Genomic DNA, 25,807 nt, shown 5'->3' with positions numbered 1-25,807 from the left:
GAGCTCGACAGCATCGCTCGGGTGCACGGCTATCCATGTATGGTGGTCAGTGACAACGGCACGGAGCTGACCTCGAACGCCATCCTCAAATGGCAGGAGGAACGCCGGGTCGAACGGCACTGCATCGCACCGGGAAAACCGATGCAGAATGGCTCCGTCGAGAGCTTCAATGGACGGCTGCGTGACGAATGCCTCAATGAGTACCTGTTCGCCAATCTGCGCCACGCCCACGACCTGATCGAGGCGTGGCGCGACGACTGCAACCACCACCGCCCCCACACGAGCCTCGACGGGCTCACCCTGTGGGGGTATCACCAACGGTCAGTAGAGGTCCAAACCCTGAACAGAGCGAACTAAAGAACGCGGAATCTATGGGGAGCAGGTCACGGAAAGCTGAACTTCGCTGCAGTTCGCATGAAAGACCGCTTTCAATGTAGGAAACTGATCTGTCTTATGATCCACGCACAGGCAGTTTGCTCGACGCCTTCATTTCTTTCAGCGAGAGGTTGGAGCGAATGCTGGTCACACCAGGCAGGCGCCGCAAAGTGCTGTCGACGAAGGCGCTGTAGTCGTCCAGATCGCGCGCGACAACGATCAGAAGGAAATCGTCCTCGCCAGTGGTGTTGTGACACGCGAGGATGTTGGGTGTCACCTCGATGATGCGTTGGAACTCGGCCGTGGCAGCCTGATCGTGTTCGGAGCAGCTCAGTTGAACGAAGGCCATGACACCAAGCCCCAGTTTCCGGCGATTGAGCTGGGCCTGATAGCCCTCGATGATCCCCGTCTCCTCCAGCTTCCTCAGCCGCCGCCAGCATGGCGTTTCGCTCATGTTCAGATGCTCGGCGAGCCTGGCATTGGTCATGCGCCCGTCGCTCTGCAGCAGTTCGAGAATCTGTGCATTGACTGCATCTATGTCGGGCATGGGAAGATTCCCCTAATCAAATCCTCCTCAGAGGCACTTTCCACTCAATGGATCGTTATTCAGGGGCAGAATAGCAAGGCAATTTCAGTTCCGCCGTATAAATTTTCCCGAACAGTCGTCACAAGCGAAAGATCCTGCCATGAAAGCCGTCCTGTTCGAGAAGTTCCAAGAAGCCCCCAAGGTCGTGACCGTCGCGGACCCGACGCCCGAGGCGCATGGCGTCGTCCTCAAGGTCGAAGCCACCGGCGTGTGCCGCAGCGACTGGCACGGCTGGATGGGGCATGACAGCGACATCGATCTTCCGCACATCCCCGGCCACGAGCTGGCAGGTGTGGTCCAGGCGGTCGGCAAGGACGTGAAGAACTGGAAGGTCGGTGATCGGGTCACCGTGCCGTTCATCTGCGGCTGCGGGTCGTGCAGCGAATGCAATGCCGGGCATCAGCAGGTGTGTCTGCATCAGGAACAGCCCGGCTTCACCCATTGGGGCAGCTTTGCCGAATATGTGCCGATCCACCAGGCAGACCTGAACGTCGTCGCCCTGCCCGAGACGATGGATTTCGCCACCGCTGCAAGCCTGGGCTGCCGGTTCGCCACCTCGTTCCGCGCCGTGATCGATCAGGGCCGGGTCAGCGCGGGCCAGTGGGTTGCCGTGCATGGTTGCGGCGGCGTCGGCCTGTCGGCGGTGATGATCGCCAGCGCGGCAGGGGCCAACGTGATCGGCGTCGATCTCGATCCGGGTAAGCTGGCCCTGGCCAAGGAGCTCGGCGCGGTCGCGACCATCGATGGCAAGGGCGACGTGGTCGAGACGATCAAGGAAATCACCAAGGGTGGCGCGCATGTCTCGCTCGATGCTCTGGGGCATCCCGTCACCATGACGAATTCGATCCTTTGCCTGCGCCCGCGCGGCAAGCATGTCCAGGTCGGCCTGATGCTTGGCGATCACGCGGCCCCCGCGGTGCCCATGCCCAAGATCGTCGGCCAGGAGATCGAGCTGCTCGGCTCGCACGGGATGCAGGCGCATCGCTATGGCGCGATGCTGGACATGGTCGAAAGCGGCAAGCTGGATCCGGCACGCCTGGTCGGCGACAAGATCGGGATCGACGCGGCCCCCGAGGCCCTGATGACCATGGACAAGTTCCAGTCCGTCGGCGCGACCGTCATCACCAGCTTCTGAGCCTTCGACAGCGCCGCATTCCGGTGCGGCGCACGAACGCAACCGTACAGATTGGAAGGTCTGCCATGAGCACCCAGGAAGAAAACAAGCGTATCGTCGGGGCTTTTCTCGAGACCGTCTTCAACCAGCACAAGGTCGACGAGGGCATGGATGCTTACGTCGGGGACACCTACACCCAGCACAATCCCGGAGTCGCCGATGGCGTCGAGGCGTTCAGAGAGAACTTCAGGAAGGCCTTCTCGGAGAACCCCGAGTCGCATTTCGACATCAAGCGCATGTTCTGCGAGGGCGACCATGTGACCGTTCACGCCCATTGGACGCAGGACAAGAACGATCGCGGATCCGCGGTCATGGATATCTTCCGCCTCGAAAACGGCCGCATCGTCGAGCATTGGGACGTCATTCAGCCCATTCCCGACGAAATCGCGCATGACAACACGATGTTCTGAGCCATGGAAAACGTAGCATTCATCGGCGGTGGCAACATGGCCTCGGCCATCATCGGAGGCATGATCGTCAGCGGTTGGGCGCCGTCGCGGATCACGGTCGTCGATCCGAACGCGGATCAGCGGGACCGGCTGGCAGCAGATCACGGCATCCCGACCACAGGCGACGTGGCCAAAGCCGCTGCCGCCGACATCATCGTGCTGGCCGTCAAACCTCAGGTCATTGCCGCCGTTGCGGATCAGATGGACGCAGATCTGTCGGGCAAGCTGATCCTCAGCATCGCCGCCGGCGTCACGATCGCGACGCTCGAGGGTCTCTTTGGCCCCGTGGCCATCGCACGCACGATGCCCAACACGCCCGCCCTGTTCGGCCTGGGGGCGACGGGCCTCTACGTCAACCGGCACGCTTCTAAGGCGCAACATGCCGCCGCCAAGGAAATCATCCAGGCATTCGGCATCTGCGTCTCGGTCGAGCGGGAAGAGCTTCTCGATGCGGTCACGGCCGTCTCGGGCAGCGGTCCCGCCTATTACTTCCTGATGATCGAAGAGATGATCCGCGCCGGGACCGCCCTGGGGCTGAGCCCGGAGGACGCGAGGGCGCTGACCTTGCAGACCGCGCTTGGCGCCGCCACCATGGCCACCAAGGGCTATGCGCCAGAAGACCTTCGGGCCCGTGTCACATCGCCCAACGGAACGACCCATGCAGCCATCGTCTCGATGCAGGAAAACGGGTTCGGCGACGTGATCCATAAGGCCATGACCGCCTGCCACGACCGAGCCGTCGAACTGAGGCTGGAATGAATCAGCCATCCAGATCGTCATAGCCTCAAAGATGTCATCCGCTGAGCGGGAGCGCAGTGGCTGCTTCGGGCCGTGACGCGCCTTCCACTTTTCCACCACCTCAGAACACCCTTGGCAGTGCATCGATGAGCGGCTTCAGGAGGGGCAGGGGCGTGCGCTGGCCGTAGCGGCGATCCTCCTCCGAACTGATGGCGTGGCCCAGCAGGTGGTGGCGCGAGAGGTCGGGCACGTCCTGCCGGTAGCGCAGCTCGTCGGTGACGTAGTGCCGGAACGAGTGGAAGTTCTTCTTCGCGGCATCCTCGCGCAGCTGGGCGCGCAGCAGCTTGTGCCAGTTGAAGCTGATGGCGTCCGATAGCGTGCCGCGCCCCTTGCGGCGCTTCAGGTCGGGGAATACCTGGCCGGTCTCGGCCTGGGTGACATGCTCCATGAAGCCCAGCTCCAGCAGATGCGGGTGGATCGGCACCTTGCGCTGCGAGGGGCGGTTCTTCAGACGCCGGATCTCGGTCGGGCGGAAGTGGAAGGCCGCGATGCCGTCCTCGGTGACGATAACCTCGCGCGCAAGGCCCGCGATCTCCTCACGCCGCGCGCCGGTATAGGCCGCGATCAGCGGCAGCCAGTAGAGCGCGTCCTTGATGACGAGATCGCCGGGCCGGGTGCGGCGGCCCGCGCTCTGGCAGCCCTGCCAGACGGGGCCTGCGAAGATGCGGCGCAGGTCGTCGCGGCTGAAGGGGGCGACCTTGTCCTGGTCGTCCTCGGGGTCGGTCTCGCGCAGATCGCGCGTGTCCAGAAGCGGATCGAGGCTCAGACCTTCCGAGCGGGCGTGCTTGATGAGCTGCCCGACGAAGCCGAGATTGCGGTTGATCGTGGCGGCGGACAGGCCCTGTTTCCGGCCTGCGGTTTCCGCGGCCGCGATGATCTGAGGCAGCGTCATGTCCCGCTCCTTCGGCGTCTTGCGATAGGTCGGGGGCAGGGCGTGCATGATGTTGCTGAAGGCCATCAGGTGCTCCTGCCGCAGCTTGCGGATGTCCTCGATGCTGGTGGCCTCGTGCAGCAGCTCGGCGGTCTTGCGGATCTGGTAGGCAGTTTTGTCCGTGACGCGCCCGCGCTTCTCCTTGCGGCTGGCGAGGCGGTCTGCGACGGCCTGAAGCGCGGGATCGAAGGCGGGGGCGGGTTCGGGTGTCGGGGCAGGCGGCGCGGCATCCTCGGCAGACGGGAGGGGCTTCCCCTCCCGAAGCCTCCCCACCATCGCCATGGCATCGTCAAAGCCCCGGTCCAGCCCCGCCTTGGACGACAGCAGCGCCGCCGCGCGGCCATTCAGCCAGATGCGCTTGGCGTCGAAGAACTCGTGTCCGCTGATGCGCTCCTTGCCCGCGATCCCGGCCACGCGGCGCCGGATGCGGTTCTCGACCGGTTCGGTGGCCGCGTCCCGGCCCAGGATGACCTGGTATTCGTCGATGCGCTCCAGATCGGCCTCAGAATAGCCGCGCGCGGTCAGCTCGCGCCGCTCGTCCTCGTCCAGCTCCAGCTCGATGCCCTTGCGGGCGATGAGGCGCAGCGCCTCGCCCGCCAGATGGTCTTGATGCGCGCTCTCGACCGGGTTGCCGGTCTGCGGCAGGTGGAACGCGGCGCGGTCGCGCCTGGCGGATCGCTCCAGCTCTTCCCGGATGACGGTCTCCAGCCATTCATGCGCCACCTGCGGCGTCAGTCCTTCCATGCCCATTCGGTCGAACACCCTCTCGCTCTCGGCGGTCACGATGACGGCCAGCCTGCGCGCTGTCCACGGGCAAGCGGTCCGCAGCGAGACCTGAAGGTTCGATGCGGCTGAATCGGCACGTTTGGGAATGCGGCGGCGCCAGGTGTAGATCGCGCCCCGGCGGAAGACGAAGTTGGCAATGCCCATGGCAGGTCCCCAAGCTAGGGGTGCAAATGCCATGATGGACAGTGATGATGGACAATGGTCCAGATCGGCTGTCCGCCCTCGATAAGACGAGCTATGTCAACGACTTACTGGAAGTTGGCTGGGGCGGTAGGATTCCACCGGAGCCGGAGTAAGGCACTGAGAATGCGGTTCTTTCGTCGGATCGAAGTAACCTATGTCGTTGGTTGTGCCACACCATCATCGTTCTGATGGTGACTGACCGCAAGCCGCTGGATCGAGGTATTTGCTTGAAACCAGGCGTGGCACTACCGCAGCCCCTGAAGTGAGGCAAAAGTAAAAGTCAGTTACGCTCCAAAGCCGCCACTCGGGCCCATTGCGGTATACCGCCGGTTCGAGTCCAAATCGACCGGTGCTGCAAAGCGCATAAATGTTGGCTGCCAATCCGAAGCGGAAGGCTTATAGCGCTGACTAGCCTCGCTTGCTGCCTCTCGATGTTCTAGGTTGGCGAGCGAATTATACGGAGACGAAAAATGTTTGAAGAAATTGGACTTTCCGCAATTATTATAGTGAGCGCCGGGGTAGTAGTGGGCGAAACCGTCACAGAGGGCGAATTCTCGAAGGATCGCGGCGGCTACCCTTGCTCTGCGACTTTGAATACCGATGCGGGCAAGAGCGTCATCTTGCAGCTCTCCGATTACGCAGACGCCTGGTCGCTCAAATTTGTTGTCCCGGATCGTGCCTCTGTTTATCGGCGGTTTTTCGACAGCCGCGGGCTTCGTGATGAAGATGCTTTCGAAGACGCATTCGGGGGAGTTCGTATCGGTGAGCGTTCGTTTGACTTCAATGATACGTCGCTCTTCGAAATCCAGCGCCAAGACGTGGACGAAAAGACCGCCGGGATATTCAGTTTAGATGAGCAGCACAATGCAGTGCGAGCATTGGAAGCGATGGCGGATGATGGGATCGAGATTCAAGGTCTGGTATCCTTGGACGGCACCGCTAAAGTCTTGGGCGAATTTCGTTCCTGTTCATATGCCGCAATGGGGCTGCAAGAAGGCGAAAGGGTCGAAACAGATTTCCGGGCAGAATACCGAATGATCTTCGAACGCGCATTCGAGAATTGGGTAACTAGTATGGCGCAGGCGGAGCATTGTCTTGCCACACGCTTTGATGACAACGCAGTGTCAGAGGTAATAGATGCGGCAGCGGATGCCTTTTATCCTGGCATGCTTAACTTCCGGAAGCGCAGCGAATACCGGGAGGACATTGAGCGGATGCTACCCATGGCAAAGCTTTCTGGTATGACGGATGCCAGAACGGAAGGGTGCCTTATGGCGGGTAGGTTAGCAGACCTATCGAGGATACCAGTTGATAGAGCGATTGAAGAAGCTGCGAAGCTAGATTGACGCCTAGCTGACCTTGGCGCGGCACGCAGCGAACGGCGGCCATCCCTAGGCAAGGCAGCCTACGCAACCCATGCCAGCCGACATGAGCTGCGCAATAGACTAGGGGCATTGAACTTGCACCGCCACGATGTGACACATCGTTCGCGCGCTGCTGCGCGCATGGCCGGGACCCATCCCGGCCATGATTCAGCAGGTTCGGCAGCAATATATCCAATTCAGGTCGGATGCCCGCCGCGGGCCCCTCGCACGCCCCCTCTGAATCGGGACCGCGGCGCCAGCCGCGGGCCGCAAGGAGGCCGCCAGGTCTCCGCGCAATTGCCCGCAAGGGCGATGGAGCGCCTCCCCGGCGTGAGGGGCAGACGGTAGCTCGAAGAGCTACCTACAGTCTGTCACTGTAGCGAGCTTTTGCGGCGCCGAGTTCATGGGGTGAAGTTCGAGCTTAGTTCTTGCGGAACAGAGCGGCAACGCCCAACTCGACCTGTGGGGGAACTTGAGGGAGGGGCACATGTCCTATCAGTTCGTCCATATCGAGTGCTACAGCGCAAAACCAAGACAGGCCATGCGCGGAAGCGACCACTTCAACTCCGCAGAGCAGGTCTTCGCGGAAGCCGCGCGGGAGGCGCGATATTCGGCGCATGTTCCCTCGCCGCGACCGGCGCAGCAGTTTGCCGGGACCAGGTCCGTGGAGGAACTCCGCGCGCTCTGGAGATCCCTGACTGCCAATACGAAGGTAATGCAACCCTCGGGCAAGGGAGATAACAAGCTGCATTCTCAGCGTTTGAGATCGAACGCAAATACGCTCTACACCGAGATCCACTCTCATCCGGCCAGGGTCGAGGATATCTGGGGCGGCAAATCGCCCGAGCTGAAACAAGAGGTCGAGGCCTGGATCGACCGGGCGGTGAGCCACTTCGAGAAGCGCATGCCTCCGGGCGTGGAATATGCGGTCGCTCTGCATACGGATGAAGCGCATGTGCATTTCCATATCCTGGCGCTGAACGTCGGGGACCCGAAACTCAACGCCAACAAGCTTCATGCGGGCAAGGCTGCGGCGGAGCGGGTGCGCGAAAGCGAGGAGGCGACGACGCCCACGCCTGGCCTTCCGCGCCCCGAACTGGAGCCGAGGCCGAGGAAACCCAAGAAGTTCAAGCCGAGCAAGAACCGCAAGACGCAGGCCAGGAACGAGGTTGCCTATCGCGAGAAGATTGCTGCCTGGGAGGCCGAATGCGTGGCCTGTGAGGCACGCAATGACGCGCTGCTTGCGGATTGGCGCGAGCGCAACAAGGCCCATCAACAAGAGCATCGCCGCACGAGGGGACGCACTGCCGAGAACAAGGCCTACAACGCGGCGCTGCGCGCGCTCCAGGACGATTATCACGCCCAGGTCGGTGCACCCTCCGGCCTGCTTCGGGACGGGCCGCGCAAGGCCCGCAAGACCACCAGGCAGCATGCTGCCGAGAAGGAGACGGCGAAGCGCCTGGCGAAGGTGATGCAGAGCCAGAAGAGTGACCATGAAACCAACCTCAGGTTCGCGCAGCAGAATGCCGATGACGAAGCTGCCAATGCCCAAACGCGGGCCGCGCTGGAGGCCTGGGAACTGGATCTGGCGAGAACCGAGGCAAGGCTGATTGCCGGGAACAGGGCTCTGCGGGACCAGAAGGCCCTCCATGCCCGCGAAGCAGAAGCTCGGGAAGCGGCGCTCCGGGCGCGCGAGGAGGCCGTCAGCGCGAGTGAGCAGGACCTGCAGAATGCCTTCGAGGGTCTGAATGCGATCATGACAGGTCTGGAGGATGGGTCGGTGACCGTGGCGGACAACAGGATCACGGGACGCGGACTGGGCAGCCAACTTCGAAGCGCGTTCGCAGCGGATGCTCCGCGGACGCCGGGCCACTCGCTGCTCCGTCGCTTCGTCAGGTTCGTCATCAGGTCGTGGAACGCCATCGAGACGCGCGGCGGACCCGAGATCGAGCACGACTATCGGGACGGGCCGTCCATGTAGAGGCAGGGACCAGGAGCGCTGGCGGATGCGGTGAACTTGCGAATATGGGTGACGATGGGCGGAGAGCGGACTTACGCCAGTGCAGCAACGCGGCGGCAGAAAACCGCGAACACCAGACACGCGCTTCGACGTCGCATTGAGCAGAGCAGCGCAGACAGTAGGCATGGCCTTGGTGGGTCTTAAGGCTGGGCCTCAGCGGGCCTCATCGCCTTTTCCCGAATACTCGTCTGCCCCCAATACCCTGACCATTTCATGGAGACCAATTGCAGGAGCTGTCGCGTCGCCCTTCCTTGGAACCCTGGGCAGAAGGGAGACTGCGCTTTCCCTCCACTGACCCCATAGCGACCAACCCTGCGCGGTTTGGATTTGCGCCAGCGTGTCGACGCTGTGAACCGAGAAGCACGCCATCGATATCGTCGTGTGGAGCGGCTATGTTGCGATCGAACGACACCCAAAGGAAGGTGCAAAGACGAATGAGTCCAACGCAAGAACAAAACGATCACGACATGCGCCGCGCCGCCTTCGAACAAAACCACTTGGCCTTTCGGTCTCTCAATCAGCAGATGTGGCAAATTCCGCTGATTTCGATGACCTTGACGGGTGGTCTGTGGTTTGGCGTCTCACGGGTTGAAGACTTCCCGCTCTTCCAGCTCGCTCTCCTGTTCCTGGCTTCGGCAGGCAACGGTGCGCTGTTTATCGTCATCTTGCGCCTTCGTTTTGTCATGCAGCGCTACCTCAATTGGCTGGAAGACAACTACCCCACCAGCTTCGTATCAGCGGATGACGGCGAGCACTGGTATCATAAGTCTTTTGTCGTTCGTACATCGTTCCAGGCCATGTTACTCCTCGCCTCGGCGTTGAGTATTGCCCTGCTCGTTGTGACCGGCTGCAATACTTGGAAAGAGGCTGAGGGGCATATGCCTGACGATCATGCACTGACGTACTATCAACAACACGCAAGCAGCCTCGCCTACGGCTATGAAGCACTGACCTTTGAAGCCGCGCATCCAGGTCTTGCTAAGATCATGACCACCGACCGCGCCGGTGAGAAACTGCGCGTTCTCGACATCGGCGCAGGGACAGGCCGAGATGCCGCGTGGTTCGCCAGTCATGGTCATCACGTAGTTGCCGTAGAACCATCTCAGGCCATGCGCACGCTAGCCCAAACGCTACATGCCGGCCTATCCATTGATTGGCGTGACGACAGGCTTCCTGAGCTGGAGGAAATGCTCAACCGCGGGGAGCGCTTCGACATCATCGTCGCAAGCGCGGTATGGATGCATGTGCGTCCTGATGATCGAAAGCAGGCGCTGCGCTCAATTCTATCGCTGTTGGCGGACCAAGGGATGCTCTACCTGACCCTGCGCCTCGGGCCTGAAGAGCCTGAACGAGGAATCTACAAAGTCTCCCTTGATGGCTTCAAGGCGACAGCGGACGCGCTCGGCTTAAAAGTGCAAGAACTCGAAACCCAGACTGATCTGCTAGGCAGGCTGCACATCAAATGGCAGGCGCTCCGGATTGATGCCTCTTAGGGAGAAGCGCCACACCAAACGGCGTCGAAACGGCCTCAACCGCCTCTCAATCGACCGAGCCGACCGAAATCAAGTCGCGCTGCTACGCCAATTCTGCCCACTCCTTGAGCTTCCCGTATAGCTTCGACTCCCCGGAGCCCGCAGCAGGGAAACTCTCAAATGTCAGAGGCATCTCTGCGTCCTTTTCGCTATTCTCCCTTACCTTCGCCAGGAGGTTGGAAAAGTAGTCGAAAGATAGGTCATTATTCTTACTTCCTTCGGCAAACGCATCCACCAAAAGACGCATCAACGCCCCATAACCGATCGTCTTCGACAGTGGGTTGTCTTGCTTTTCCCACAAGTCAGGAAATGCGTCCGCTACAGCGCGGAAGTAATTCTTCATGATCCGAAGGATTGCCCAATCCTTTTCCTCAGAGAAGAACTTGCGGAATATGAGGCCCTTCTGCACGTCCGCATCACTCAACGCGATCTGATTGCCGCGCCGTATTGTGTCTCGATCACTCATTGGGTCTGATGAAATTGTGTCGACAATGCGTTGAGCCACAGTGCCCTGACTCAGTGGCGCTTTGTAGAGCACCTCATCGCCAAACTTGGGTGCAACACCAAGCAATTTTATCCGTCGGTAGAAGGGGGAGTCCTCATCTGTATTAAGCGCTTTAGTGATCAGATGCGCCGTTCTTTGGGGGCTGCGGCTCTCAGATACCTCGAACAGATCGTAGACTAGGGACTTGTTCACTTTTGTTTGGTTCACGTTAATCGTGGAAAATAGGTAGGCTTGGTCTTCTAACGGAAGATCGATGAAAAACGCTATAAGGAGGTCGAAATCATCAATTTTCGCGCCGTCGAACCCAGACAACCTGTGCTGACCATCGATTATTTTGAAAGCGTTCTTGTCTGTGGCTATCTCAAAGCAATACAACCCATCATCACCGCAGTTATTCGGAATTACCTCCGGCCTCGAGGAAATAAACTTGGAGTCCAAATTAAGAATTATTGAATTTGGAAAAGAGGCATCCACGGTTTCTATATATTTTCGAATTTGGGGAACGCGTGACTGACTGAGCCCTCTTTGAATGCCTGACATGATTTCCATCTCGCGATCAGTGATCCTACGGATGTCAGCTTCTGCAAGATCGATCAGAGCTTTTGCGGGAACGCGCCCTATGTATAGCTCGCCAATAGGCTGCGAAAGGCGGATTGTTGTTATCCTGATGGTGTCGGGCATCACAGTTTGACCCCGTTTATCTCATTGGTCTTGCCAGAAGCCTCAATGAGAGTGTCAGTTTCTTCCGATTGAGATTTCTCGACGGTCTCAGACATGGCTTGCGTCCTGGTAATAAATGCCCACAGGCCCATCGATACCGAGAGCAGAAAGGACAGAAATACGATCCAGCTAGATATGCTCGTGCTGATATTAAGTCCTGATATGTTTCTCTCCTGAATTACATTGGCTATCAGCGCGACCGTCGATACGCCAAGGATCCAGTTTGACGATTGCTTAATCCACTTCCACCGGGTCAGGAAACGTTCTGGGATCTTTACGTCATCAACAAACTGGGTTCCGCATAAAGTCATGGCGAGAACTGGAACGGAAATTCTTAATTCATTGCTAATATTCAGTGGAAGTCGAAAAACCAGAAGGAAAAGGAAGGTCAGGAATAACGGCAGGAATGCCCAAATAACGTTGGAATAAATCCAGAACGAAATGCGTTCAACCCATTGCCTGCTGGTTTCAGGAGGACGCGAAATATCTGCTGGGTTGAACAACTTAATCTCCCTACCACGCCTTTATTTTCTTCGTGGTTTTATCGAACCGAACGAAGCATTGGCCTGTTTGCAAGTTGGTCAGATTGGCCCCTTTGCCAAGGACCCGCGCCGCAGCGCCGGGTTTGGCGTTAGTCGCGAAAGCAGCTACTAGCCCCATATTATCAAGGAACTCGTCATCTTCGCCGGAGAAATCATCCGGCGATTGCGAAACCAGCATCACTGCACCGCCTTTGGATCGGCTCATGCGAATGAGACGTGAAAGCGACGGCAACTTGGTACCAAGGATTTGGTGCGCCTCATCGACCATACACAGGACGCGGAGACCCCGAGCCCCATCGGGGCCGACAGCTGAGTCCCCCAAGCTGTTCAGGTACTGATCGAGCGCGTCGAGAAGCAGGTTGACCACGATTGTACGGCTATCTTCCGCAACCGTGGGAGGGAGCTTGATGATCCAGCTTCTTTGGAAAAATTCCGCTGGAGACATCTCCGGCTCAAAAAGCGGGAAACGGCACAGCTCTTCCATATTGGCGACCGCGCCATCTTCCCTGGCTTCATGCTCCTGGTAAACCTCCGAAAGCCGGTCACGGATATGCCCAAGCTCGCAGGGGCTTTCTGCCGCCAGAGCGCGTGCCGCGGCTTCATGAACGTAGGTTCTTTGTCGATCGCCAAGCCTAGCGCCCTTCAAACGTGAGAAGGACTCACGGAAGCGAGATGCGGCTTGGTCGATGCCAAATTGATCCCTCTCGGTGAGAGCGAGAACATCCAGGGGGATTGGCATGCGCGGTGGCTCGATGACCTGAGCGTCAAAGACCTCACCAAGCGGCGCTTGCCCCTTCGTGCCGGTGAACCCTGCCAGGTCACCTTTGAAGTCAAAGGCGATGAGGGGGACGGGGGCTTGCTCGCGAATGCCGCGCAGCATCGCTGCGGCCATTACCGTCTTGCCCGAGCCGCTACCGCCCATGACGGCAGCATGCGGAGCCCCGCCTGTGCCATTCAGGCTCCAGTAGACCTTTTCTTTAGTGGCGACATCTTCACCGATCTCGCCGAGAAGGACTTTGATTTCACCGCTGGAGAACGTCATCCCGCTCGTTCCATTGCCGCCAGAGGACGGCAACCGCCCTCCTGCCGTCGGCAACTCCGCCACTTCCACAAGGCGTCGTACGAATTGAGCGACATCCTGCCCAGCCTGCTCCCACTCTTCATCGAGCTTGGCCAAACCACGTCGCCAATGCGCGCCAACAAGCGATATCAAGCGCTTCGTATCGATATTCGGTTCGCCGCTGCGCTCGACGATGAGAGACAGCCAAACCGAAAGCGCCGTACCGGTGCCAAACAGCGTATCGCCCTTGATCACCTTTCCCGGCTCCAACTCATCGGCCGAGGTATCAACCGGCGCGCTGATCGCCAAAGACCGAGAGATTGCCAGACGGGCGGGGAGATAGCGCTTGCGCATCCCCAACCGCCCCATGAAATCCGTGTTCAGCTTGTCGCTGTCGTAATCTGTCCGGAAATTCGCACCAGCTACTTCAACAAGGGAGATACTCATGCGCGTTCTCCCGCTTCTTCGAAGTATCCAGGTCTGACCGTCGACTGGCCGATGTCGCCTACGCGCTCAAAGTTCACGAGGTATTTCTTCTGAACATGGGGCGCGATCTCGCGCAGATAGTCGCCAACCACTTCCGTGTTGGTCGAGAGTAGGATCACCTGATGATCCCGCTGCACGAGGTGATTAAGCACGCCCTTGCGGTGCTCGATATCAAGCCGCCCGAGCGGCGTATCGACAACCATGGGGAAGCCACGTCCGGAAACCGACGATACGGCCGAAATCAGCGCTTGCGTGAAAATCTGCTTTTCACCCGCCGAAAGGTCGTAGCCACGCAGGTCCATGCCGTCGCTGTTGAGAAGCTTCACATCGCAATTTTCGTCAATCGCGATCCGTTCTACCAAGTCCTTTTTGTGCGCCATGGAGCGATGCGCCTCCGTCATCGCCGCCGCAATGGCATCGATCTGGCTCGGTACAGCCTTGGCGACAATTTCGTCGACCATGAGAGCGACTTTGTTTGCCCGCGCTGCGCGACGGGCAGACGGCGCCGCCTGATCAAGCTGGCCCGAAAGCTTCGTCAGCTCAGTATTCTTCTGGTTGATCTGGCTCTCAAGGGACGACATCTCGCGCTTCAGCGCACCGATTTCCTGATCGCACTGCTGAAGGTCGCTGTTCACCTGATTGAGGCGTTCGCGCTTGGTGTCGACATGCGGCGCGACGGCTTCCGTGCGCATCACTTCGTCTTGAAGCCGCTTGAGCGAGTCTTCGTTGGCCGAAATGTTGTTCAGCAGCTCTACAATCGCAGGAGCACCCAACTCGTCCAGCTCATCGAGCCGGTCGATCACCTTGGAGCGCTCAAGTTCATTGAGGTACGGATGAAGATACTCTCCCGCGCAATTGTCAGGCGGCGGATACCAGAGCTTCTCCCAGGCATTGCGGGCGCTATCCAGCACACCCTCCCGCTGGCCATTGCTCAGGGTCGGGTTGATTTCCTGCATGCCGGTATCAACCGACGACAGGAACCGCTCCAGATTGCTGTCACCCTGGTTCTTGCCGTTTTCCCAACGCTCGCGCACACCCTCGCTCAGCAGGCGGGATTTGACGCTTTGTCGAAGGCTCAAACCCGAAAGAGCGAGAGCCAAGTCCTTCATCATCAGGTCTTCAAGCCGAGCCTGCCCATCTTCAATGGTACGCTCGTAGTTCTTGATCTGCTCAAACTGCTCCTGAAGCAGCGCCTGCGAGCCCGTGCCGAAGCTTGCCAGCTCCCGGATCAGATGCTCTTGCTCTTCCTTCAGGACAGCGCGGGTCGGCTCGATTTCGGCAAGGCGTGTGGCGCGCTTGTCATACTCGAAGTTAAGCGTATGGCGGTCCAGTTCCAGCTTCTCGATTGTCTTGTCCGAGACATTGGGCGACTCTTTGCGTCGCACCTCAGCATAAGACCGAAGGTCTTTTGCCAGCTGCTTCAAGACGGGGATGCCAAGCAACCCTTCGATACCGGCGCGCACCTGAGCCGACATTTCCCGCTCAGCAAGGACGCTGACCTGTTCGCCGTCAAACATGAAGAAATGCGCCAGCGTGAAGGGCAGAAGGCTCTCAGCTATGTACTCGCGGAACCAGTCGGCGCGATCATTACCCTGCAATGCACCCGGTCCAACCGCCTTGCGGGTTGATCCCTCATAAATGTGGATTTCTTCGTCTTGAGGACGATAAACGCCAGAGTCGCTGAAGTGCCAGATCCGCTGGATTTCGAGGGGTTCGTCGTTCTCATCGGTGAAGACCAGCTTTACCGAACACGATGTCCGCCCTGCCGCCGTTGCACCACGATGAAGCGCTTTTTCCAGGAAGTTCTTGTATGACGTCGCAAGACGTTCCTTGTCTGCCCCGGCAAACGGCGAGCGCGCAACTAGGGGCAGACCATCGCGGCCAAACATCCCAAGCACGATAGCCTCGAAAAGGCTCGTCTTACCGTAGCCATTCGGCGCGCCGATCAGTATGATGTTCTTGTCTCTTCCTGGCGCCGGAAAATCGAAGTTCGCGGTGGTGTAGGCTTTCCAATCCCGCAGCGTGATCTGGGAAATATGCATGAGTTATTTTTCATCCACCTGAATACGGTCCAGGATATCGTCAAAAGAATCCCATAGGCCTGCGCGGCGCTGCTTCCCGGTCTGCTCGACCTCGACCTGAACAAGCTCTTCGAACTCAGCGAACAGCATGCCGTTGGTCTTGCAGGCATCCTTGATCATGGCCCGCCCGTCTGGGTTGTCGAGAAGCACAACAACATTACGCGGCATCTACTTCTCCTTTACGATCTCACGAACACTCATCGTCTTAACCCTGCCGTGACCAGCGATTTCCTCAGACCAAAGCTGGTGGATGAGATCAACTTCTTCATCTGTAACCAAGTTTTGTCCGGTTTCTTTCTCTAGGTTGCGCAGCCGCTCAAAAATTTCGGAACGCGTTTGCAGTGTAAACGGCCCAGGAATAAAAGTTCCGCCATCTGTGATCGTAATGCGACCATCGCGGCGACGCGCCTGCCGCCGTTCCTTCTGGTTGCGGATGGACGCAAGCCAGTCTCGGAAATCCAACAGCGGAGTGAACTCTGCGTATCCTGCCTCAACAAAGCCTTCGAGGCTCCGGTCCTTCTCCACAACCGTGCAGGTCCAGCAGCCGAAGCGCGAGGACGTCGACCCGCAGGACGGTGCATCCTCCTTGGACGTCACGACGGGGCATTCGCCGCCGCTGGCATTGCGATAGAGGCCGATGAGCTTAACGTGAGAACCACCCCAAGGTGGCTCGTTCAACGCGAGAAACTCCCAAACGTCATCCGTGTCGAGGTCGACGATCGGGCGGAACACCATACAGCCGACGAGGTCATTGTGCTTGTTGAGCCGTTCGCCGTTGTCGTAGCGGTTCACAGACGCTGCGCGCGTGGAACTTTCCGATCGACGCACACCTAGGAGAAGCACTGCCTGGCCCGCAGCATCGACCTGGCTTTTGATGTAGCGGCTGGTGGGCAGGATTTTCATCCGATCGGTGCACCACCGGAAGGACCGGTTCGGGGAGGGGTAGCCCCGTCCAATCAAGTTTACCCAGAAAGACTGCTCGGGCGCAGGCCGTGTGATCTTGGTGATGATAGGAAGGCCAAACGCGTTGGCCGCGTTCCCGATTTCTTCAACGCTATCGATGATGTGCTGAACCACGAGCGGGCTCTCGACCAGCGTGTCATTCGCAACAATGTGTACGGGACGCTTGCGCTGCGACGGTGGGAGCGACAGGAGCATCTCAAACGCAAGATGCGTTACGAGCGTGCTGTCCTTCCCTCCAGAATAGCCAATAATCCATGGCCAGTCATGATCTTGAAGATACTCATCAAGGAGTTCCGCCCGAATGCTCCGGAAGAGCGCTTCGCTCTCATCTTCGACCACGAGTGCTTTGGCGCCGTCCATATGCCTGCCGTCCTTGTAAGCTGAGCGCGATTCACGCGCTGTATCTGTATTTTGTGTAGCAGGAGGCTTTGCCCACTGTAAATTGCGGATCGCCCGCGGGCTCACCCTGATTTTGGGTCACGGTTGCGTCCCGCCTATGGTGGCCTTAGCCTGCCTTTCAACTAAGCCTGACAGGCAGTCTCAGCGCCTCCGGCGCTCATCCCTTGGGTGTTTATAGAACAGTGCCGACCCTTTGGGGCTAACTAGCGTTGTAGTTCTGTGTGGCGCTTGCTGCCCCCAGGCCATTAAGATCAAGCCCTTCGCGATTGCTTCAAGCGTGTAGGGCAGTTTCCAGAACCTTCCTCCTCATGCTAGTGCAGGTCGGGTGATCCCTTCCACCGGACACGGTCTTGACGGCCATCCCCCACTCGTTGGCGCGGGCTTAGGCTTACCAAGGTGCCAAGGACCAAGAAGTGGTCGTGGGAAAGCAGCAGCGCCCCCTCGCGGTTTGCCAGAATGACGGCTATGATCTTGCGGTACATAGTTGTGGTCAGTAGCCGATCGCGGTCCGCAGGACAGCCTAGCCCGTAACGAGAAAATACGCTAGTCGAGTGCGTCTCAAACTTGGTGAACGAATAATTTATGATTCATGATCATCATCTAGACGTAAAGGGCGCCCTTTGTCCCATTCCCGTCATCAAAGCGAAGAAGGTCTTGGCAAAGATGTCAAACGGTCAGAGGCTATTGATTGAGACCAGTGATCCCCTGGCGCAGTTGGACATCCCGCATATGTGCCAGCAATTTGGCTTCACGCTTCTTGAGGTCGAGGAAGTCGCCGGCGGTCACGCTTTCTTAGTACGGAAATAGTCCCCGCCATCGAAAAATTTTTTCAACATCGCCATTAGCGGCGATCTCTCGCACTGCGGACCCCAGATCGCTGGAAATGCTGCGCCGGGGTCCGAACGACCGCTTTGGTGAAGCCGTGCAGCAGCACTATGGGGACAGTAAATGTCCGAAGTGGGCCGTGACGCGCCTTCCAACTTTCCACCCTGTCAAAACACCCTCGGCAGTGCGTCGATGAGGGGCTTCAGGAGGGGCAGGGGTGTGCGCTGGCCGTAGCGGCGGTCCTCTTCCGAGCTGATGGCGTGGCCCAGCAGGTGATGGCGCGAGAGATCCGGCACGTCCTGCCGGTAGCGCAGCTCGTCGGTGACGTAGTGCCGGAAGGAGTGGAAGTTCTTCTTCGCCGCATCCTCGCCCAGCTGGGCGCGCAGCAGCTTGTGCCAGTTGAAGCTGATGGCGTCCGACAGGGTGCCGCGCCCCTTCCTTCGTTTCAGGTCGGGGAAGACCTGGCCGGTCTCGGCCTGGGCGACATGCTCCATGAAGCCCAGCTCCAGCAGGTGCGGGTGGATCGGCACCTTGCGCTGCGAGGGGCGGTTCTTCAGGCGCCGGATCTCGGTCGGGCGGAAGTGGAAGGCCGCGATGCCGTCCTCGGTGACGATGTCCTCGCGCGCGAGGCCCGCGATCTCCTCGCGCCGCGCGCCGGTATAGGCGGCGATCAGCGGCAGCCAGTAAAGCGCGTCCTTGATGACGAGATCGCCGGGCCGGGTGCGGCGCCCCGCGCTCTGGCAGCCCTGCCAGACGGGGCCTGCGAAGATGCGGCGCAGGTCGTCGCGGCTGAAGGGGGCGACCTTGTCCTGGTCGTCCTCGGGGTCGGTCTCGCGCAGATCGCGCGTGTCCAGAAGCGGATCGAGGCTCAGCCCTTCCGAGCGGGCGTGCTTGATGAGCTGCCCGACAAAGCCGAGATTGCGGTTGATCGTGGCGGCGGACAGGCCTTGTTTCCGGCCTGCGGTTTCCGCGGCCTCGATGATCTGGGGAAGCGTCATGTCCCGCTCCTTCGGCGTCTTGCGATAGGTCGGGGGCAGGGCGTGCATGATGTTGCTGAACGCCATCAGGTGCTCCTGCCGCAGCTTGCGGATGTCCTCGATGCCGGTGGCCTCGTGCAGCAGTTCGGCGGTCTTGCGGATCTGGTAGGCTGTCTTGTCCGTGACACGCCCGCGCTTCTCCTTGCGGCTGGCGAGGCGGTCCGCGACGGCCTGGAGCGCGGGATCGAATGCGGGGGCGGGTTCGGATGTGGGAGTGGGCGGCGCGGCATCCTCGGCAACCGGCAGGGGCTTCCCCTCCCGCAGCCTTCCCGCCATCGCCATGGCATCGTCAAAGCCCCGGTCCAGCCCCGCTTTGGACGACAGCAGCGCCGCCGCGCGGCCATTGAGCCAGATGCGCTTGGCGTCGAAGAACTCGTGCCCGCCGATGCGCTCCTTGCCCGCGATGCCCGCCACGCGGCGCCGGATGCGGTTCTCGACCGGCTCGGTGGCGGCATCGCGGCCCAGGATGACCTGGTATTCGTCGATGCGCTCCAGATCGGCCTCGGAATAGCCGCGCGCGGTCAGTTCGCGCCGCTCGTCCTCGTCCAGTTCCAGCTCGACGCCCTTGCGGGCGATGAGGCGCAGCGCCTCGCCCGCCAGGTGGTCCTGATGCGCGCTCTCGACCGGGTTGCCGGTCTGCGGCAGGTGGAACGCGGCGCGGTCGCGCTTGGCGGATCGCTCCAACTCCTCCCGGATGACGGTTTCCAGCCATTCATGCGCCACCTGCGGCGTCAGTCCTTCCATGCCCATTCGGTCGAACACCCTCTCGCTCTCGGCGGTCACGATGACGGCCAGCCTGCGCGCTGTCCACGGGCAAGCGGTGCGAAGGGACACCTGGAGGTTCGAAGCGGCTGAATCGGCACGTTTGGGAATGCGGCGGCGCCAGGTGTAGATCGCGCCCCGGCGGAAGACGAAATTGGCAATGCCCATGGCAGGTCCCTCGATTGGGGACACAGGCTCCATGATGGACAGTGATGATGGACAATGGTCCAGATCGGCTGTCCGTCCTCGATAAGACGATCTATCTCAACGACTTACTGGAAGTTGGCTGGGGCGGTAGGATTCGAACCTACGGTACACGGTACCAAAAACCGTTGCCTTACCACTTGGCTACGCCCCAACTGTGGGAGGGTGATTACTCAACCTGTTCGGGGGGTGCAAGTCGAAAATTCAGAAATCTTGTTCCTTTTTCATCAGGGCTATATGCGACTGTCATGGAACACTGGGACATAGTCATTTTGGGCGCCGGCGCGGCCGGTCTTTTCTGCGCCGGATCGGCGATCGCGCAGGGCAGGCGGGTGCTGGTGCTGGATCATGCCGCCAAGCCGGCCGAGAAGATTCGGATCTCGGGCGGGGGGCGGTGCAACTTTACGAACATCGCGACGGCGCGGGATCGATTCCTGTCGGCGAATCCCAGATTCGCGGCCAGCGCGCTGTCGCGCTACAAGCCCGCCGACTTCGTGGCGCTGGTGGATGCGGCGGGAATCGCGTGGCACGAGAAGACGCAGGGCCAGCTTTTCTGCGACGGCAAGGCGACGCAGATCACCGACATGCTGCTGAACCGCATGTGCGGGGCCGAGCTGCGCCTGCAGACCCCGATCGACAGCGTCGAGCGTGATGGCGACGGCTTCCGGCTGCGGGGGGGCGGCGTCGATATCCGCACTGCACGGCTGGTGGTCGCGACGGGTGGCAAGTCCATTCCGAAGATCGGCGCGACGGGCTTTGCCTATGACCTGGCGCAGCAATTCGGCCTGCGCATGGTCGAGACGCGTCCGGGCCTTGTCCCGCTGACCTTTGCCGAACAGGACCTTGCGCTGTGCAAGCCCTTGGCCGGGATCGCGACGGATGCGCGGATCGCGCATGGCGGGGGCGATTTCAGCGACGCGCTTCTCTATACCCATCGCGGGATCAGCGGACCCTCGATCCTGCAGATCTCCAGCTTCTGGAAGGCGGGCGAGGAGTTGCGCGTCGACCTGGCGCCCGGGACGGATATCGCGGCCTGGCTGCGCGACCAACGGGGGCAGGCGGGTCGGACCGCGGTGGCGACAATCCTGTCGCGCGTCCTGCCCGAGCGTCTTGCCCATGCCATCGCCGACGAGGCAGGGTTGTCGAAGGCCCGCCTGGCCGACCAGAACAACAAGCAGCTGGACCGCCTTGCGGCACGGATCAACGCTTGGACCCTGCGCCCGGTGGGGACCGAAGGATACCGCACCGCCGAGGTGACGCTTGGCGGTGTCGATACGCGTGATCTGGACGCCAAAACGATGGAGGCGCGGTCGGTTCCGGGCCTGCACTTCATCGGCGAATGCGTCGATGTCACCGGCTGGCTGGGCGGCTACAACTTCCAATGGGCGTGGGCGTCGGGCCACGCCGCGGGACAGGCCTAGCGCGAGGGGTTCAGCAGGTCGCGCCCGTCATCCACGCGCTCGCGTTCGATGATCTCCTCGAAGGCGGCGTCGGGGCCCAGATCGCGCAGGCGCGGATCGGCGGGGCGCGGGCGGCGCTGCGGTGCCGCAGCCTCGGCCGTGTCGGGCTGTTCGATCTGGATCTTGTGGACCAGCTCGGGCGGCAGGAAGCCCTTGGCGTCAAGCGCGTGATGCAGCAGGCGGAACGCCTCGCCGCGCGCGAGGTCGAAATCGGTGCCGTCCTGCGAAACCCAGCCGCCCGCGCGCAGGATCAGGTGTTCGGGGCCTGCGACATCCAGCCAGGCGACAGGCTCGGGGCGCTTCATAACGAAATCCATCCCCGCCATCGTCTTCAGCGCCAGGTCCCGCGCGCGGCCCAGATCGGCGGCGGGGTCCAGCGTGATGTCGACCATGAAGCGACGCTCGGGGTTGCGGGTGAAGTTCGTCAGCACCGCCTTGTAGATGATCTGGTTCGGGATGCGAATGTGGTTGCCGTCCAGCGTCAGCAGGGTCGTGCCGCGGCTGGTCAGGCGGATCACGCGCCCGCGCAGGCCGTTCACCTCGATCAGGTCGTTCGGGTTGAAGGGCTGGCGAAGCGACAGAAGCATCGTCGCGACAAACCCCTCGATCGTGTCGCGGGCGGCGAAGCTGAGCGACAGGCCGAAGATGCCGGCGGCACCCAGCAGCGTGCCCAGCAGCGCGCGCGCGCCCATCAGGTCCAGCGCGACGACCAGCGCAACGATCCACGCGGTCAACCGGATGGCCTGCGCCAGAAAGCCCGCGATGAAGGGGTTGGGCGCGATCCGTGCCAGCGTCTTTTCCCGCCTGGACAGCCAACTGCCCAGCAGGACGATCAGCGTGCCGACCAGCAGACCCAGGGCCACGAAGGGCAGGCCCGCGATCACCGCCGTCAGGCGCGACTGGAACCTTGCGCGCACCGATTCCAGCCGCGTCGCCAGGTCGGTCGAGGGGGCGACCTCGTTCCGGATCGACACGACCCCGTCGACGCGCCCGACCAGGCCCAGAAGGCGCTGGATCGCCTCCTGCTCGGCGACCTCGCCGTCCAGAGTGACGATGCCGGCATCGACCTCGGCCCGGATGCCGTCGAATTCGGGGATCTGGGCCAGGATGCTGCCGATGCGGTTCAGGATCGCCAGATCCGTCGCCCCGATATCCCCGACCGAGATGGTGCCCGCCGGGGCCGCGCCCCCGGTGTCCTCTTGCGCCGCAACGGGCGCCGCCAGCAGGGGCAGCGCCAGCATCGCGGCAAGGATCAGCCTGCGGATCATGCGTTCAGCGGATCGGCCTTGGCCAGACGATCGAATTCCATCAACGAGCGGATCAGCGCGGGCATCCGTTCCAGGTGGATCATGTTCGGCCCGTCCGAGGGCGCGTTGTCCGGATCCTCGTGCGTTTCGATGAAGACGCCGCCGACGCCAAGCGCGACCGCCGCGCGGGCCATGACCGGTGCGAATTCGCGCTGACCGCCCGATGCGCCGCCAAGCCCGCCGGGCTGCTGGACCGAATGCGTGGCGTCCATGATGACGGGATAGCCCGTGCGCGCCATGATCGGCAGCGACCGCATGTCGGCGACCAGCGCGTTATAGCCGAAGCTGGCCCCGCGTTCGGTCAGAAGGATGTTCTCGTTCCCGGTCGAGGCGACCTTGGCGGCCACGTTGGGCATGTCCCAGGGCGCCAGGAACTGGCCCTTCTTGATGTTGACGACGGCGCCGGTCTCGCCCGCGGCAAGCAGCAGGTCGGTCTGGCGGCACAGGAAGGCCGGGATCTGGATGATGTCCACCACGCCCGCCGCCCTACGCGCCTGGTCGGCATCGTGGATGTCGGTCAGCACGGGGCATCCGAAGGCGTCGCGCACATCGGACAGGATGCGCAGCCCCTCGTCGATGCCCAGGCCGCGCCGACCCGACAGCGATGTCCGGTTGGCCTTGTCATAGCTGGCCTTGAAGACATAGGACGCGCCCGCATCTTCGCAGGCTTTGGCCATCGTTTCCGCGATCATCATCGCGTGGTCGCGGCTTTCCAGCTGGCAGGGGCCGGCGATCACCGTCAGCGGCAGATCGTTGCCGCAGGTGATGCGCCCGATCCGGATATGTTTCTGTTTCGTCATGTAGAAACCTGTTCTCGTAGGATGGAGGCCGTCAGAGACATCATCAGATAGATGCCTGAAAAAATCAGGAACGCCACGATGGTGTTCTGGAAGGCCTTTGGATAGGTCGCCTCGTCCGGGGGGATCGGCGCGACCGAGATGGAGAGATAGCGGACCTGCTTGTTCGCCTCGATCCGTGCAGTTTCCATCTGCGCGGCGGCGGCTGCAAGCAGTTCCTGCCGCGTCGCAAGCTCTGCCTCGGCCACGCGCAGGCGCCCGGTGATCGCGGCAAGGGAACTGCGGTCGTCGCTTCCTTCGGTCAGCTGGGTGCGCGTCGTCTCGATCATCTCTCGCAGGCGGACGATATCGCCGCGCACCACGTCGACGCGGCTCTGGACCGGGCTGGGATTGGCCAGAAGCTGGCCCAGCTCCAGTTGCTTCTCGGTCAGCTGACCTTCCAGCGAGGACACCTGGCCCATCACGACGCCGCTTTCGGCGGTGGGGTCCAGGACGCCCAGCTGTTCCTGCAATTCCTGGACGCGGATCTGGGCGGCCAGCATCTTCGCCTCGGCATCCTCGTAGGATTCCGCGGCACCGTCCATCTGGTCCGACCGCAGCCGCGATGTCAGCGTGTCCACCTGCTCTTCGGCATAGGAGATGAGCGCGCGGCTGAATTCCTCGGACAGGTCGGCCGACGGGGCGATCACCTCCATGTTCAGGACGCCCTCGGTCGGGTCATAGCCGATCTTGACCGAATCCTTGTAGACGCCATAGGCCTCTTCGTTGGTCGCATCCTCGGCCAGGCGCTGGACCGGGTCGATGGATGCCTCCTGGAAGGCGCGCTTGAAGCCGTGATCCGCGTCCAGCCGCAGCATCGCGTTCCGCGAGGTCAGATAGCTTTGCACCGCCACGGCGTCGGTATTCGTGGACATGGCCGCCCCGGCCAGCGCGGCGCCGATCCCGCCGCCCGATCCGCCGCCATCCGCGCTCTGGATCTGGAACTGCGATTCCGTGGCATAGAGCGGGCTCGCGACCGTGGTGTAATACCAGCTGACCAGCGCCGTCGGGATGAAGACGAAGATCAGCAGCCGCAGCGCCAGCATCGCCAGCCTGCGCCTGCGCCTGCGCGCGATGTCCTGCTGGATTCGGAAGATCTCGGCCGCGCGCTTGTCCTCGGTCAGCTGCTCGCGAGAGGGGAGGTTGGGCGCGTCGCCGCCCGGCACGGTGCTGGGCAGCTGCGGGCGGATCGCGGGGGCGTTCGGCGCGGGTTCGGCCTGCGCGCGCTGCCCTTCCGAGTTCAGGATCTGGCCCACGGCACCGCGATGGGACGGGTCGATCCCGCGTTCGCGCAGGCGCAGGACGGCCTCTTCGTCGCTCGACACCTCGATCTTGTGCAGCTGCGCGATGCGGCGGGCGATGCGCAGCTGGCGCGGGGTCAGCTTCTCTTCGCGGATGGCGGCCAGCTTGGCGTCCAGTTCGCCCGAGGGGGCGTCGTTGGCGGGCTTGGCCCCGCCGGGGGGCAGCATCCCCTCGAACCCGTCCGCGATCTCTTCGGTGGCGGTGAAGCGCTTCAGCTTCTCGGCCCGGATCTGCGCGGCGTTGGGCATGGCTTCCTTGGCGGCGTCGGTCGCGGCTTCGGGCGTGGCGCGGGTTTCCCCCACGCCCGGCTTGACGGATTCCGAGACCGAACCATGGAAGCGGCGCGCCTTAGGCGGTGTAATCATAATATTGCTTGGCCTCGTCCAAAGTCTCGAACATGTACAGCTTGCCGTCGCGCAGGACGGCGGCACGATTGCAGAACTTCTCGATCGTCTTGGGCTGGTGCGACACGATCACCGTGGTCGAGGTCTGCAGACGCTCGAACAGCACTGTACCCGCCTTGCGGTTGAATTCCACATCCGTCGTCTGGGGCATCCCCTCGTCGATCAGGTAGATGTCGAAATCCAGCGCCAGAAGCAGGGCGAAGTTGAACCGCTGCCGCATCCCCGCCGAATAGGTCCCCACCGGCATGTCGAAATATTCCGCGATGTCGCACAACCAGCGCGTGAAGGCCGAGACGTAATCCGGATCCAGCCCGTAGATCCGCGCGATGTACCGCGCGTTCTCGTTCGCGCTGTGCCGGCTGACAAGGCCGCCCATGAACCCAAGCGGAAACGAGATGCGGCAGTCGCGGCGGATGCGCCCCTCGTCGGGTTGTTCCAGGCCGCACATCATGTTGATCAGCGTCGTCTTGCCCGTCCCGTTCGGCGCCAGGATCCCGAGCGAGTTGCCCAGTTCCACGCGGAAGGACGCACGGTCCAGAATGACCTTGTGCTGCTTGCCTGTCCAGAATGCCTTGGAGACGTTGTCGAATTCGAGCATGGCCCTGATTCACCGGCAGAATTTGTGCAAGGGGCCAGCCATGCAGGACGCCCCATCCCTTGGCCGCGACATTAGTTTCCCCCGTTCCCGCTGTCCACCCTTGGACCAGTTGATCCCG

At 61.3% G+C, this 25,807-nt stretch carries 22 protein-coding genes, 1 tRNA gene and 1 pseudogene; 9 read left to right on the top strand and 15 right to left on the bottom strand.

The window, feature by feature from the left end; all coding sequences use genetic code 11:
* Window positions 1-357, top strand: a 357-nt coding sequence (locus tag QMZ16_RS04015; protein WP_282602227.1) for an integrase core domain-containing protein, incomplete at its 5' end; no start/stop codon positions are given.
* A 94-nt stretch (window positions 358-451) separates the two neighbouring features.
* On the opposite strand, the gene QMZ16_RS04010 is transcribed toward QMZ16_RS04015, so the two are convergent.
* The gene (locus tag QMZ16_RS04010) at window positions 452-922 is read right to left on the bottom strand and encodes an Lrp/AsnC family transcriptional regulator (RefSeq protein ID WP_282602226.1); all 471 of its coding nucleotides are present in this window, start codon (window positions 920-922) and stop codon (window positions 452-454) included.
* Window positions 923-1,061: 139 nt separating this feature from the next.
* On the opposite strand from QMZ16_RS04010, the gene QMZ16_RS04005 reads away from it, so the two are divergent.
* The 3 genes from QMZ16_RS04005 to proC all read left to right on the top strand — a co-directional run bounded on the left by QMZ16_RS04005 (window position 1,062) and on the right by proC (window position 3,343).
* Window positions 1,062-2,096, top strand: a complete 1,035-nt coding sequence (locus QMZ16_RS04005; protein ID WP_282602225.1) for a zinc-dependent alcohol dehydrogenase family protein — start codon at window positions 1,062-1,064, stop codon at window positions 2,094-2,096.
* A 65-nt stretch (window positions 2,097-2,161) separates the two neighbouring features.
* A complete protein-coding gene (locus QMZ16_RS04000) occupies window positions 2,162-2,545 on the top strand; it encodes a nuclear transport factor 2 family protein (RefSeq protein ID WP_282602224.1) in 384 nt (127 codons plus the stop codon).
* A gap of 3 nt (window positions 2,546-2,548) precedes the next feature.
* A complete protein-coding gene (proC, locus tag QMZ16_RS03995) occupies window positions 2,549-3,343 on the top strand; it encodes a pyrroline-5-carboxylate reductase (RefSeq protein ID WP_282602223.1) in 795 nt (264 codons plus the stop codon).
* Between the two features lie 100 nt (window positions 3,344-3,443).
* Here proC and QMZ16_RS03990 read toward each other — a convergent pair whose 3' ends face one another.
* On the bottom strand, window positions 3,444-5,243 hold the full coding sequence (locus QMZ16_RS03990) for a site-specific integrase (RefSeq protein WP_282602222.1): 1,800 nt from the start codon (window positions 5,241-5,243) through the stop codon (window positions 3,444-3,446).
* A 509-nt stretch (window positions 5,244-5,752) separates the two neighbouring features.
* Here QMZ16_RS03990 and QMZ16_RS03985 point away from each other — a divergent pair.
* The 3 genes from QMZ16_RS03985 (at window position 5,753) to QMZ16_RS03975 (ending at window position 10,159) form a co-directional block, all read left to right on the top strand.
* Window positions 5,753-6,628, top strand: coding sequence for a hypothetical protein (locus QMZ16_RS03985; RefSeq protein ID WP_282602221.1), 876 nt, complete (start codon window positions 5,753-5,755; stop codon window positions 6,626-6,628).
* Between the two features lie 505 nt (window positions 6,629-7,133).
* Window positions 7,134-8,627 carry a Mob protein gene (locus tag QMZ16_RS03980; RefSeq protein ID WP_282602220.1) on the top strand — a complete coding sequence of 498 codons (1,494 nt, stop codon included), beginning with the start codon at window positions 7,134-7,136 and terminating at the stop codon, window positions 8,625-8,627.
* A gap of 473 nt (window positions 8,628-9,100) precedes the next feature.
* Window positions 9,101-10,159: a class I SAM-dependent methyltransferase gene (locus QMZ16_RS03975; RefSeq protein WP_282602219.1), complete on the top strand. Its 1,059-nt coding sequence runs from the start codon at window positions 9,101-9,103 to the stop codon at window positions 10,157-10,159.
* A gap of 82 nt (window positions 10,160-10,241) precedes the next feature.
* On the opposite strand, the gene QMZ16_RS03970 is transcribed toward QMZ16_RS03975, so the two are convergent.
* From QMZ16_RS03970 to QMZ16_RS03940, 7 genes and pseudogenes are all read right to left on the bottom strand, one after another.
* Entirely contained in the window at window positions 10,242-11,384 is a 1,143-nt protein-coding gene (locus QMZ16_RS03970) for a DGQHR domain-containing protein (RefSeq protein ID WP_282602218.1), read from the bottom strand.
* A complete protein-coding gene (locus QMZ16_RS03965; RefSeq protein WP_282602217.1) occupies window positions 11,384-11,926 on the bottom strand; it encodes a hypothetical protein in 543 nt (180 codons plus the stop codon). Before QMZ16_RS03965 ends, QMZ16_RS03970 begins: the two co-directional genes overlap by 1 nt.
* Window positions 11,927-11,936: 10 nt before the next feature.
* Entirely contained in the window at window positions 11,937-13,472 is a 1,536-nt protein-coding gene (locus QMZ16_RS03960; protein WP_282602216.1) for a type IV secretion system DNA-binding domain-containing protein, read from the bottom strand.
* On the bottom strand, window positions 13,469-15,553 hold the full coding sequence (gene dndD, locus QMZ16_RS03955) for a DNA sulfur modification protein DndD (protein ID WP_282602215.1): 2,085 nt from the start codon (window positions 15,551-15,553) through the stop codon (window positions 13,469-13,471). Before dndD ends, QMZ16_RS03960 begins: the two co-directional genes overlap by 4 nt.
* A 3-nt stretch (window positions 15,554-15,556) precedes the next feature.
* Entirely contained in the window at window positions 15,557-15,760 is a 204-nt protein-coding gene (locus QMZ16_RS03950; RefSeq protein WP_093412630.1) for a hypothetical protein, read from the bottom strand.
* A complete protein-coding gene (gene dndC, locus QMZ16_RS03945) occupies window positions 15,761-16,915 on the bottom strand; it encodes a DNA phosphorothioation system sulfurtransferase DndC (RefSeq protein WP_282602214.1) in 1,155 nt (384 codons plus the stop codon).
* Between the two features lie 428 nt (window positions 16,916-17,343).
* A pseudogene (locus tag QMZ16_RS03940) lies at window positions 17,344-17,460 on the bottom strand (IS5/IS1182 family transposase); the annotation flags it as partial.
* Window positions 17,461-17,536: 76 nt separating this feature from the next.
* On the opposite strand from QMZ16_RS03940, the gene QMZ16_RS03935 reads away from it, so the two are divergent.
* Window positions 17,537-17,761 carry a sulfurtransferase TusA family protein gene (locus QMZ16_RS03935; protein WP_282602213.1) on the top strand — a complete coding sequence of 75 codons (225 nt, stop codon included), beginning with the start codon at window positions 17,537-17,539 and terminating at the stop codon, window positions 17,759-17,761.
* Between the two features lie 185 nt (window positions 17,762-17,946).
* Here the strand turns inward: QMZ16_RS03935 and QMZ16_RS03930 are convergent, their stop codons facing one another.
* Both QMZ16_RS03930 and QMZ16_RS03925 read right to left on the bottom strand, forming a co-directional pair.
* Window positions 17,947-19,746, bottom strand: coding sequence for a site-specific integrase (locus QMZ16_RS03930; RefSeq protein ID WP_282602212.1), 1,800 nt, complete (start codon window positions 19,744-19,746; stop codon window positions 17,947-17,949).
* 115 nt (window positions 19,747-19,861) lie between these two features.
* Window positions 19,862-19,936, bottom strand: a tRNA-Gln gene (locus tag QMZ16_RS03925).
* Between the two features lie 94 nt (window positions 19,937-20,030).
* Between QMZ16_RS03925 and QMZ16_RS03920 the strand changes: the two genes are divergently transcribed.
* Window positions 20,031-21,203, top strand: a complete 1,173-nt coding sequence (locus tag QMZ16_RS03920) for an NAD(P)/FAD-dependent oxidoreductase (protein WP_282602211.1) — start codon at window positions 20,031-20,033, stop codon at window positions 21,201-21,203.
* On the opposite strand, the gene QMZ16_RS03915 is transcribed toward QMZ16_RS03920, so the two are convergent.
* Genes QMZ16_RS03915 through QMZ16_RS03900 form a run of 4 tightly spaced genes read right to left on the bottom strand, consistent with a single transcriptional unit; the run spans window position 21,200 to window position 25,689 of the window.
* On the bottom strand, window positions 21,200-22,510 hold the full coding sequence (locus QMZ16_RS03915) for a mechanosensitive ion channel family protein (RefSeq protein WP_282602210.1): 1,311 nt from the start codon (window positions 22,508-22,510) through the stop codon (window positions 21,200-21,202). The genes QMZ16_RS03920 and QMZ16_RS03915 overlap by 4 nt on opposite strands.
* The gene (gene kdsA / locus QMZ16_RS03910) at window positions 22,507-23,349 is read right to left on the bottom strand and encodes a 3-deoxy-8-phosphooctulonate synthase (protein ID WP_282602209.1); all 843 of its coding nucleotides are present in this window, start codon (window positions 23,347-23,349) and stop codon (window positions 22,507-22,509) included. The genes QMZ16_RS03915 and kdsA overlap by 4 nt, the downstream gene beginning before the upstream one ends.
* Window positions 23,346-25,052: a capsule biosynthesis protein gene (locus tag QMZ16_RS03905; RefSeq protein WP_282602208.1), complete on the bottom strand. Its 1,707-nt coding sequence runs from the start codon at window positions 25,050-25,052 to the stop codon at window positions 23,346-23,348. Before QMZ16_RS03905 ends, kdsA begins: the two co-directional genes overlap by 4 nt.
* Window positions 25,036-25,689, bottom strand: coding sequence for an ATP-binding cassette domain-containing protein (locus tag QMZ16_RS03900; RefSeq protein ID WP_022706879.1), 654 nt, complete (start codon window positions 25,687-25,689; stop codon window positions 25,036-25,038). The genes QMZ16_RS03905 and QMZ16_RS03900 overlap by 17 nt, the downstream gene beginning before the upstream one ends.
* Window positions 25,690-25,807 lie beyond the last annotated feature (118 nt).

Source organism: Paracoccus sp. PARArs4 (assembly GCF_947311865.1).
GTDB lineage: Bacteria > Pseudomonadota > Alphaproteobacteria > Rhodobacterales > Rhodobacteraceae > Paracoccus > Paracoccus zeaxanthinifaciens.
The sequence above is the reverse complement of the archived record's forward strand: the minus strand, read 5'-3'. Positions and strand labels throughout refer to the sequence as shown.